The organism is Streptomyces yokosukanensis (genome assembly GCF_001514035.1).
Taxonomy (GTDB): Bacteria; Actinomycetota; Actinomycetes; order Streptomycetales; family Streptomycetaceae; genus Streptomyces; species Streptomyces yokosukanensis.
On sequence record NZ_KQ948213.1, the window covers coordinates 1 to 10,422 of the forward strand.

10 protein-coding genes and 1 riboswitch are annotated in these 10,422 nt (G+C 68.4%); of the genes, 9 read left to right on the top strand and 1 reads right to left on the bottom strand.

What is annotated here, in order from left to right:
- The 3 genes from AQI95_RS19955 to AQI95_RS19965 form a co-directional block, all read left to right on the top strand.
- Positions 1-722, top strand: a 722-nt coding sequence (locus AQI95_RS19955) for a cytochrome c oxidase subunit I (RefSeq protein WP_208614223.1), incomplete at its 5' end; no start/stop codon positions are given.
- On the top strand, positions 719-1,117 hold the full coding sequence (locus tag AQI95_RS19960) for a cytochrome c oxidase subunit 4 (RefSeq protein ID WP_067125120.1): 399 nt from the start codon (positions 719-721) through the stop codon (positions 1,115-1,117). The genes AQI95_RS19955 and AQI95_RS19960, both read left to right, overlap by 4 nt.
- A 178-nt stretch (positions 1,118-1,295) precedes the next feature.
- The gene (locus AQI95_RS19965) at positions 1,296-2,558 is read left to right on the top strand and encodes a L,D-transpeptidase (RefSeq protein WP_067125123.1); all 1,263 of its coding nucleotides are present in this window, start codon (positions 1,296-1,298) and stop codon (positions 2,556-2,558) included.
- Positions 2,559-2,615: 57 nt separating this feature from the next.
- On the opposite strand, the gene AQI95_RS19970 is transcribed toward AQI95_RS19965, so the two are convergent.
- Complete coding sequence (locus tag AQI95_RS19970) at positions 2,616-3,017, bottom strand: response regulator (RefSeq protein WP_067125125.1); 402 nt, start codon at positions 3,015-3,017, stop codon at positions 2,616-2,618.
- Between the two features lie 167 nt (positions 3,018-3,184).
- Here AQI95_RS19970 and ctaE point away from each other — a divergent pair, with 167 nt between their 5' ends.
- The 6 genes from ctaE to AQI95_RS20000 all read left to right on the top strand — a co-directional run bounded on the left by ctaE (position 3,185) and on the right by AQI95_RS20000 (position 10,304).
- The gene (gene ctaE / locus AQI95_RS19975) at positions 3,185-3,805 is read left to right on the top strand and encodes an aa3-type cytochrome oxidase subunit III (protein WP_067125127.1); all 621 of its coding nucleotides are present in this window, start codon (positions 3,185-3,187) and stop codon (positions 3,803-3,805) included.
- A gap of 62 nt (positions 3,806-3,867) precedes the next feature.
- The gene (qcrC, locus tag AQI95_RS19980; RefSeq protein WP_067125129.1) at positions 3,868-4,680 is read left to right on the top strand and encodes a cytochrome bc1 complex diheme cytochrome c subunit; all 813 of its coding nucleotides are present in this window, start codon (positions 3,868-3,870) and stop codon (positions 4,678-4,680) included.
- Positions 4,677-5,735, top strand: a complete 1,059-nt coding sequence (gene qcrA / locus AQI95_RS19985; protein ID WP_067125131.1) for a cytochrome bc1 complex Rieske iron-sulfur subunit — start codon at positions 4,677-4,679, stop codon at positions 5,733-5,735. Before qcrC ends, qcrA begins: the two co-directional genes overlap by 4 nt.
- A complete protein-coding gene (qcrB, locus tag AQI95_RS19990; RefSeq protein ID WP_067125134.1) occupies positions 5,732-7,369 on the top strand; it encodes a cytochrome bc1 complex cytochrome b subunit in 1,638 nt (545 codons plus the stop codon). Before qcrA ends, qcrB begins: the two co-directional genes overlap by 4 nt.
- 126 nt (positions 7,370-7,495) lie before the next feature.
- Positions 7,496-8,560 (top strand): anthranilate phosphoribosyltransferase, encoded by a 1,065-nt coding sequence (trpD, locus tag AQI95_RS19995; RefSeq protein WP_067125136.1) that lies wholly within the window; start codon positions 7,496-7,498, stop codon positions 8,558-8,560.
- 84 nt (positions 8,561-8,644) lie between these two features.
- Positions 8,645-8,761: riboswitch (SAM riboswitch) on the top strand.
- 181 nt (positions 8,762-8,942) lie between these two features.
- Positions 8,943-10,304 carry an aminotransferase class V-fold PLP-dependent enzyme gene (locus tag AQI95_RS20000; RefSeq protein ID WP_067125138.1) on the top strand — a complete coding sequence of 454 codons (1,362 nt, stop codon included), beginning with the start codon at positions 8,943-8,945 and terminating at the stop codon, positions 10,302-10,304.
- Positions 10,305-10,422: the final 118 nt, after the last annotated feature.

Sequence of the window (10,422 nt, forward strand, 5' to 3'; positions counted from 1 at the left end):
CTGTACCGACCGGTGTGAAGTTCTTCAACTGGATCGGCACGATGTGGAAGGGCTCGCTGTCCTTCGAGACACCGATGCTGTGGGCGGTCGGCTTCCTGATCACCTTCACCTTCGGCGGTCTGACCGGCGTCATCCTGGCCTCGCCCCCGATGGACTTCCACGTCTCCGACTCGTACTTCGTGGTGGCCCACTTCCACTACGTGGTGTTCGGCACGGTCGTCTTCGCGATGTTCGCCGGCTTCCACTTCTGGTGGCCGAAGATGACGGGCAAGATGCTCGACGAGCGGCTCGGCAAGATCACCTTCTGGACGCTGTTCGTCGGCTTCCACGGCACCTTCCTCGTCCAGCACTGGCTGGGCGCAGAGGGCATGCCGCGTCGTTACGCCGACTACCTGGCGGCCGACGGCTTCACCGCCCTGAACACGATCTCGACCATCAGCTCCTTCCTGCTCGGCCTGTCGATCCTGCCGTTCCTCTACAACGTGTGGAAGACGGCCAAGTACGGCAAGAAGGTCGACGTCGACGACCCGTGGGGCTACGGCCGCTCGCTCGAGTGGGCGACCTCGTGTCCGCCGCCGCGGCACAACTTCCTCACCCTGCCGCGGATCCGCAGCGAATCCCCGGCGTTCGACCTGCACCACCCTGAGATCGCCGCGCTCGAGCAGCTCGAGCACGCCGGTCACGGCACCGCCATCGCGGGCAGCAAGGAGGCCGGCAAGTGAAGATCCAGGGTCGGATGTTCATCTGGCTGAGCGTCTTCATCCTGATCATGGCCATCGTGTATGGCGTGTGGTCGAAGGAGCCGGCCGGTACCACCGCTCTCTTCCTGGCCTTCGGCCTGAGCGTCATGATCGGCTTCTACCTGGGCTTCACCGCCCGGCGGGTCGACGCGGGCGCCCAGGACAACATGGAGGCCGACGTCGCGGACGACGCGGGCGAGCTGGGCTTCTTCAGCCCGCACAGCTGGCAGCCGCTCATGCTGGGCTTCGGCGGTGCGATCGCCTTCCTCAGCATCGCGGTCGGCTGGTGGCTGATCTACTTCTCGGCCCCGTTCATCGTGGTCGGCCTGTTCGGCTGGGTGTTCGAGTACTACCACGGTGAAAACCGCACTCAGTAGCACACGAGAACACGCACCGGAAGCCCGGACACTCCCTCAGGAGAGTCCGGGCTTCCGGCCTTTCGGGTGTCCCCACCTGCCCCGTCACCCGTCCGCTGGCGTCCCTTTGCCGTAGTGTCGATCACTCGAACGGATTACCTGCCGTGCTGGTGAGGCTTGCACCTCATAGCGTGATCGTATGAACCACACACCGCGGACCAGCACCGTCGTCGGCTGCACCCTGTTGGTGACCGCACTCGGCGCGGTCGCCACCGCCTGCGGTTCGGACGGCAACCCCCTGTCGGCCAAGCCGTACGACGCGGCGGATGTGATCTCCTTCAACGTCCCCACGGACGAGGGCAAGCGGGCCGACCCGGACAAGCCCCTGGAGATCACCGCCGACAGCGACGACGGCCGTATCGCCGACGTGACCGCCCAGGACTCCACAGGGCGCTATGTGCCGGGCGAACTCGCCGCCGACGGCAGCAGGTGGCACAGCACCGTCCCGCTGGCCGCCAACGCCCACTACACGGTCACGGTGAGCACCGAGGACGAGGACGGCGCACCCGGCCGCAAGGTCCTCACGTTCGACACCAGCAAGCCCACGAACAGGAAGCGGCTGACCGTCACCTTCGGGCCGGACGCGGGGGAGTACGGCGTCGGACAGCCCATCACCGCCCAACTCGACCAGGAGGTCAAGGACAAGGCGCAGCGTGCCGTCGTGGAGAGCGCCCTGCGGGTGCAGTCCACGCCGGCCGTGCAGGGCTCCTGGTACTGGGTGGACGGCAAGGAACTCCACTTCCGGCCCAAGGAGTACTGGCCCACCCACACCACCATCACGGTGCACAGCAACCTGAACGGCATCAAGATCAACGACCGGCTGTGGGGCGGCCCGTCCAAGCCGCTGACGATCACCACGGGCGACCGCCTGGAGGCCGTCACGGACGCCGCGGCCCACCAGATGACGGTCTACAAGAACGGCGCCGTCATCAACAGGATCCCCGTCACCACCGGCAAGCCCGGCTGGGACACGCGCAACGGTGTCAAGGTCGTCCTGGCCAAGCAGTACTTCGTACGGATGCGCGGCACCACGGTCGGCATCGCCGCGGGCACCTCCGACTCCTACGACCTGCTGGTCTACTGGGCCACCCGGGTGACGTGGTCCGGTGAGTACGTCCACGCCGCGCCCTGGTCCGTGGGCTCGCAGGGCTCGGCGAACGTCAGCCACGGCTGCACCGGCATGAGTACGGCGAACGCCCAGTGGTTCTTCAAGGCCGTCCGCGAGGGTGACATCGTCAAGGTCGTCAACTCCAAGGGGGACCCGATGGAACCCTTCGGCAACGGCTTCGGCGACTGGAACGTCGACTGGAGCAAGTGGACCACGGGCAGCGCCCTGGCCAAGGCCGCGTCGAACACCTCGTCGGACGCGAGCACGGTACGCCTGCAGCCCGCGGCGCTGTAGCCGACCCGGGGCGCGGGATCGTACCGCGGCGGGTACGAAGCCCCACGCCCCGAGCCCTCAGGCGCTCAGCAGCCTCTTGCGGCGCAGCAGCGAGGCCAGGGCCGAGGCGAACTCCACCGGGTCCACCGGAAGCGTCACGGCCGCGTCCGCCCGGCTCCACGTGGCCAGCCAGGCATCCTGGGGCCGCCCCATCAGCAGCAGCACCGGCGGACAGTTGAACACCTCGTCCTTGATCTGCCGGCACACCCCCATGCCCCCCATCGGCACGGCCTCGCCGTCGAGCACGCAGACGTCGATCCCGCCACGGCCCAACTCCCGGACGACCGCCTCCGGGGTGGCGCACTCCAGGAACTCGACGAACGGGACGTCAGGAGCCGGCCTGCGGCCGGCGGCCAGCCGTACTTGCTCGCGGGTGTTGGAGTCGTCGCTGTAGACCAGCACCGTGGCGGTCGGCTGCATTGTTCCTCCGGGACGTCAGCGTCGTACGGACGGGACGGACAGGGCCGTTCGGGCCGGATGTTACTCCCGTACAAGTCCCCATGAACACCACGTCAACACCGGTTCGGCGGGCAGCAACACTCCGAACGGCACCCCCCGGAGTGAGGGCGGGATAAGCGACCGACATAATGTCGGTCGTGGCGACAGCAACGACAGTAGAAACCGGGCACGCGCACCCGTCGGTCAACAGGCCGAACCTCACCAGCGTCGGAACCATCATCTGGCTGAGTTCCGAGCTGATGTTCTTCGCGGCCCTCTTCGCGATGTACTTCACCCTTCGATCGGTGACCGGACCAGATCACTGGAAGGAGATGGCGCACTCGCTCAACGTGCCCTTCTCCGCGACGAACACCACGATCCTGGTGCTCTCCTCGCTCACCTGCCAGCTCGGCGTGTTCGCGGCCGAGCGCGGTGACGTGAAGAAGCTCCGTGGCTGGTTCATCCTCACCTTCATCATGGGCGCGATCTTCATCGGCGGTCAGATCTACGAGTACACGGAGCTGGTGAAGAAGGACGGCATCTCGCTGTCCTCCGACCCGTACGGCTCGGTGTTCTACCTGACCACCGGTTTCCACGGCCTGCACGTGACGGGCGGCCTGATCGCCTTCCTGCTGGTCCTCGGCCGCACCTACATGGCCAAGAGGTTCACCCACGAGCAGGCGACCGCCGCCATCGTCGTGTCCTACTACTGGCACTTCGTCGATGTCGTCTGGATCGGCCTTTTCGCCACGATCTACCTGATCAAGTAGCGGGACCGGCTCCCGCACATCCAGAAGCACCGACGCAGAAGATCCTGACACCGGGGTAATCCGTGAAAAAGCTCTCCGCACGACGACGCCATCCGCTGGCGGCGGTCGTCGTCCTACTCCTCGCGCTGGCGGCCACTGGGGGGCTGTACGCCGCGTTCGCACCCGCGGGCAAGGCGCAGGCCGATGATTCCGCCCAGTCCCTGACCATCAAGGAGGGCAAGAAGCTCTACGAGGTCGGCTGCGCCAGCTGCCACGGCACCGGTGGCCAGGGCTCCTCCGACGGGCCGAGCCTGGTCGGCGTGGGCGCCGCGGCCGTCGACTTCCAGGTCGGCACCGGCCGTATGCCCGCCGCCACCTCGCAGGGCGCCCAGGTCCCGCGCAAGAAGGTCGTCTACAACCAGGCGCAGATCGACCAGCTGGCCACCTACATCGCCTCGCTGGGCGCCGGCCCGAACGTGCCCACCAAGGAGCAGTACGGCCCGGCCGGCGCGGACATCGCCAAGGGTGGCGAGCTGTTCCGCACCAACTGCGCGCAGTGCCACAACTTCACCGGCAAGGGCGGCGCCCTGACCAAGGGCAAGTTCGCTCCGAGCCTGGAAGGTGTCGCCCCGAAGCACATCTACGAGGCCATGCAGACCGGCCCGCAGAACATGCCTTCCTTCCCCGACACCACGCTGTCCTCGAAGAACAAGAAGGACATCATCGCGTACCTGAACGCGGTCAACGGCGACAAGACGGAGAACCCGGGCGGTCTGGAGCTGGGCGGCCTCGGGCCGGTCACCGAGGGTCTGTTCGCCTGGATCTTCGGCCTCGGCGCGCTGATCACGGTCGCCGTCTGGGTCGCCGCTCGGACCGCAAAGGCCAAGAAGTCATGAGTAGCCAAGACATTCCAGAAGAGAACCTGCCCGCTGAGCAGGACCACGCACATGGCGCGGTAGGGATCGCGGACGAGGAGAACCCCTTCTCCGACCCGGGGCTGCCGCCGCACGAGCACCGGATCCAGGACATCGACGAGCGGGCCGCCAGGCGGTCCGAGCGCATGGTCGCCCTGCTGTTCACGGTGTCGATGCTGGCCACCGTCGCCTTCATCGTCGCCTACCTGGTGATCCCGAACGACAAGTCGATCTTCGTCTTCCCGATCGGGCACCTCAGCGCGATGAACTTCACGCTGGGGCTCACCCTCGGCGTGGCGCTGTTCTGCATCGGCGCGGGCGCGGTCCACTGGGCCCGCACCCTGATGTCCGACGCGGAGGTCGCCGACGAGCGCCACGCGATCGAGGCCCCGGCCGACGTCCGGGCGAAGGTCCACGCGGACTTCCGCCTGGGCGCCAAGGAGTCGGCCCTCGGCCGCCGCAAGCTGATCCGCAACACGATGTTCGGCGCGCTGGCCCTGGTGCCGCTCTCCGGCGTCATGCTGCTCGGCGGCCTCGGCCCGGCGCCCGGCACCAAGCTCCGCCACACGATGTGGGCCAAGGGCAAGCGCCTGGTCAACATGAACACGAACCAGCCGCTTCGTCCCGAGGACGTCGCCGTCGGCTCCCTCACCTTCGCCAAGCCCGACGGGCTGGAGGAGACGGACGAGGAGTTCCAGACGGAGATCGCCAAGGCCGCACTGATGATCGTCCGGCTCCAGCCGGACAACATCAAGGACAAGCGCGAGCTCGACTGGTCGCACGAGGGCATCGTCGCCTTCTCCAAGATCTGCACCCACGTCGGCTGCCCGATCTCGCTGTACGAGCAGCAGACGCACCACGTGCTGTGCCCGTGCCACCAGTCCACCTTCGACCTCTCCGACGGTGCCCGAGTGATCTTCGGCCCCGCCGGCCACGCCCTGCCGCAGCTGCACATCGGCGTGGACAGCGAGGGTTACCTCCAGGCGCTCGGCGACTTCGAGGAGCCCGTCGGTCCTGCATTCTGGGAGCGCGGATGAGTACTGCAGAGAACGAAAGCTCCCGCTCTCGCGGGAAGGCACCGGCCGGCGAGCGGATCGCCGACTGGGCCGACGGCCGGCTCGGGATCTACTCCCTGGCCAAGGCCAACATGCGCAAGATCTTCCCCGACCACTGGTCGTTCATGTTGGGCGAAGTGTGCATGTACAGCTTCATCATCATCATCCTGACGGGTGTCTATCTGACGCTGTTCTTCCACCCGTCGATGAACGAGGTGCAGTACCACGGCAGCTATGTCCCGCTGCAGGGACAGCTGATGTCCGAGGCGTTCAACTCGACCCTGCACATCTCCTTCGATGTGCGCGGTGGTCTGCTCATGCGGCAGATCCACCACTGGGCCGCGCTGATCTTCCTCGCCGGCATGTTCGTGCACATGATGCGCGTGTTCTTCACCGGTGCGTTCCGCAAGCCGCGTGAGGTCAACTGGCTGTTCGGCTTCCTGCTGTTCGTCCTCGGCATGTTCACCGGCTTCACCGGTTACTCGCTCCCGGACGACCTGCTCTCCGGCACCGGTGTCCGCTTCATGGAGGGTGCGATCCTGTCCGTGCCGATCGTCGGCACGTACCTGTCGTTCTTCCTCTTCGGCGGAGAGTTCCCCGGTCACGACTTCGTCGCCCGGTTCTACTCGATCCACATCCTGCTGCTGCCGGGCATCATGCTCGGCCTGATGGTGGGGCACCTGATCCTGGTCTTCTACCACAAGCACACGCAGTTCGCGGGCCCCGGGAAGACCGAGAAGAACGTCGTCGGCATGCCGCTGCTGCCGGTCTACATGGCCAAGGCCGGAGGCTTCTTCTTCCTGGTCTTCGGTGTCATCGCGGCCATCGCGGCGGTCGCCCAGATCAACCCGATCTGGGCCATGGGCCCCTACCGTCCGGACCAGGTGTCCACCGGCGCCCAGCCCGACTGGTACATGGGCTTCTCCGAGGGCCTCATCCGCTTCATGCCGGGCTGGGAGATCAACCTCTGGGGCCACACGCTCGTCCTGGGCGTGTTCATCCCGCTGGTGATCTTCCCGCTGGTCCTGGTCGCGATCGCGGTCTACCCGTTCATCGAGTCCTGGGTCACCGGCGACAAGAGCGAGCACCACATCCTGGACCGCCCGCGCAACGCCCCGACCCGTACGGGTCTGGGTGTCGCCTGGATGACGCTGTACCTGACGCTGCTGGTCGGCGGTGGCAACGACCTGTGGGCCACCCACTTCCACCTGTCGATCAACGCCGTGACCTGGTTCGTCCGGATCTTCTTCTTCGTGGGCCCGGTCATCGCGTTCATCGTCACCAAGCGGATCTGCCTCGGCCTGCAGCGCCGCGACCGCGACAAGGTGCTGCACGGTCGCGAGACCGGCATCATCAAGCGCCTGCCGCACGGTGAGTTCGTCGAGGTGCACGAGTCGCTCAGCCAGGAGCAGCTGCACACCCTCACGGCTCACCACCAGTACGAGCCGGCCGAGATCGGTGCGACGGTCGACGAGAACGGTGTCGAGCGCAAGGTGCCGGCCTCGGAGAAGCTCCGGTCGAAGCTGTCCAGCGCCTACTACGGCGAGGACAACCAGATCCCGAAGCCGACCGTCGAGGAGTACAAGGAGATCGCGAGCGGCCACGGCCACCACTGATCCCCGCGTCGCCACGCCACGCTGAAGGGCCCCGTCCGGCTTACGGACGGGGCCCTTCGCCATGTCCGGGGGCCGATAGGGTGGCATCGACCACTGGTTTCACCGGTACGACACCCAGGAGCGGCTATGAGCGCTGTGACCCCCGCTGGAGGCGACACCGCGGCGGGCCGCTCCTGGCCCGCCCTGCTGAACGGCCTGCTGAACGGCGAGGACCTGTCCGCCGACGACACCGCGTGGGCGATGGACCGGATCATGCGCGGCGAGGCGACCGACGCGCAGATCGCCGGATTCATGGTGGCGCTGCGCGCCAAGGGCGAGACGGTCGAGGAGATCATCGGGCTCGTCCGCGCGATGTACGAGCACGCGAACGTGATCGAGGTGCCGGGTCCGGCCGTCGACATCGTCGGCACCGGCGGTGACGGCGCCAAGACGGTGAACATCTCCACGATGTCGTCGATCGTCGTGGCGGGCACCGGCACCAAGGTCGTCAAGCACGGCAACCGCGCCGCGTCCTCGGCCTCCGGGTCCTCCGACGTCCTGGAGAAGCTCGGGATCAACCTCAATCTGACCCCGAAGCGGGTCGCGGAGGTCGCCGAAGAGGCCGGCATCACCATCTGCTTCGCGGTGAAGTTCCATCCGTCCCTGCGCCATGTGGCCCCGGCCCGTGGCCAGCTGGGCATCCGTACGACCTTCAATGTGCTGGGCCCGCTGACCAACCCGGCCAAGGTCCGCTCCCAGGCCGTCGGCGTGGCCGACCCCCGGATGGCGCCGATCGTCGCCGGTGTCCTCGCCGAGCGGGGCAACTCCTCCCTGGTGTTCCGGGGGGACGACGGACTGGACGAGCTGACCGTCACGTCCACGTCGCGGGTGTGGGTGGTCCGGGACGGCAAGGTCACGGAGGAGGTCTTCGACCCGCGGGACGCCGGCATCGACCTCGTCCCCCTGGACGCCCTGCGCGGCGCCGACGCGGCGTACAACGCGGAGGTGGCCCGGCGGGTCCTGGACGGCGAGAAGGGCGCGGTGCGCGATGCGGTGCTGCTGAACTCGGCGGCGGCGCTCGTCGCGCTGCGGCCGACGGACGCGTCCCTGGCGGAGCAGCTCCGCGCCGGCATGGACAGGGCCGCCGAGTCCATCGACTCTGGAGCGGCGAAGCGGACCCTGGAGCGCTGGGTGGCCGCCACCAACCGCTGACACCGGCCCCCTGTGACGCACGGCGCAGTCCAGATACCGGACTGCGCCTTGCGCGTCGAAGATCGTATGGCAGGATACGAGCCAGGTCATGAGCGACAGTCATTCGGCCCCGGCCGACTGTCCGGCAACCCTCCGTCCGTGGCGGGGTGCCCCGGGTGAAGACCAGGTCGTAGGCAGCGAGGTCTACGGCAAGCGCGGACCCCTCGCGCGTTCGGCGACGAGCGCGGGGCCAGGGGTCCTGGTCGTTCGAGGGAGCCTTCCGTGAGCAAGCGAATGCGATAGGGCCGCAGAGCCCCGCCTCCGCATCCCCCTTTTCACCCGCCCGCGCTGGAGCGTGTCCGCTCGCGCGGCGGATGCCGTCTGCCTTCACGGGAGTTCCGCCATGTCCGTCTTCACCGCTGCCGCCGACCAGTCCGTTTGTGCCCCGCTGCCCGTTCTGGGGCGGGATGTCACCGTCCCGCTCGTCACCGGCGGCGAGGTCACCTACGCGGCCCTCGACTACGCGGCCAGCGCGCCCGCCCTGCAGCGCGTCTGGGACGACGTCGCCGCCTACGCGCCGTACTACGGCAGCGTCCACCGTGGCGCCGGTTACCTCTCGCAGCTCTCCACGGACCTGTTCGAGAACGCCCGCAAGGCGGTCGCCGAGTTCCTCGGCTGCCGCGCCGACGACCAGGTGATCTTCACCCGTTCCACCACGGACTCCCTGAACCTGCTGGCCCGCGCGATCCCGGCCGACTGCCAGGTCTTCGTCTTCGAGACCGAGCACCACGCCTCCCTGCTGCCCTGGCAGGACGCCCGGGTCACCTACCTCAACGCCCCGCGCACCCCGCAGCAGGCGGTGCGGACCCTGGAGCGGGCCCTCGCCGACCGCGACCCCTACGGCCCGGCCCTGGTCTGCGTCACCGGCGCCTCCAACGTCACCGGCGAGCTGTGGCCGGTGCGAGAGCTGGCCGCGGCGGCGCACGCCCACGGCGCCCGGATCGTCCTCGACGCCGCCCAGCTGGCTCCGCACCACCCGGTGGACATCCACGACCTGGACGTCGACTGGGTCGCCTTCTCGGGCCACAAGCTGTACGCCCCCTTCGGCTGCGGCGTCCTGGCCGGCCGCGCCGACTGGCTGCGCGCGGCCGAGCCCTACCTCGCGGGCGGCGGCGCCAGCCGCAAGGTGACCCGGCGTCAGGACGGCGCGGTGGACGTGGAGTGGCACGAGAGCGCCGCCCGCCACGAGGCCGGCTCCCCGAACGTCATCGGCGCCTACTCCATCGCCTCGGCCTGCAAGGCGCTCACCGAGGCCGGCTGGGACGGCCTGGTCGCCCGCGAACAGCACCTGATCGCCAAGGTCCGCGCGGGCTTCGCCGAGGTCCCCGAGGTGAAGATCCTCTCCCTCTTCGGCGACGACGCCCCGCGTGTCGGCGTCATCTCCTTCGTCGTCGAGGGCTGGAACAGCTCCCACTTCGCCGCGGCCCTCTCCGCCGAGTACGGCATCGGCGTCCGTGACGGCCTCTTCTGCGCCCACCCCCTGGTGCGCACCCTCCTCGGCAGCGACCCCCAGACCCAGGGCGAATGCGGCGCCCCCGAGGCGGCCCCCGGCGAGAAGTCCCTCAACGCCATCCGTGTGAGCTTCGGCGCGGGCACCCCCGACGAGCACGTCGACCGCTTCGTCACCGCGGTCGGGGAACTCGTGGCCGAGGGCGCGAAGTGGCAGTACCGCACGGAGGACGGCCGCTGCGTGCCCGCGGTCTGAAGCCGACGCGCGGAACGGCGGGGTGCGGGCAGCTCTGTGCGCCCGGCCTCGCCGGGGTCACCCGGGGGGACTAGAGCCTGTCCGATGGGTCCTGCCGGGCACGCGGGGTCTGGCACGC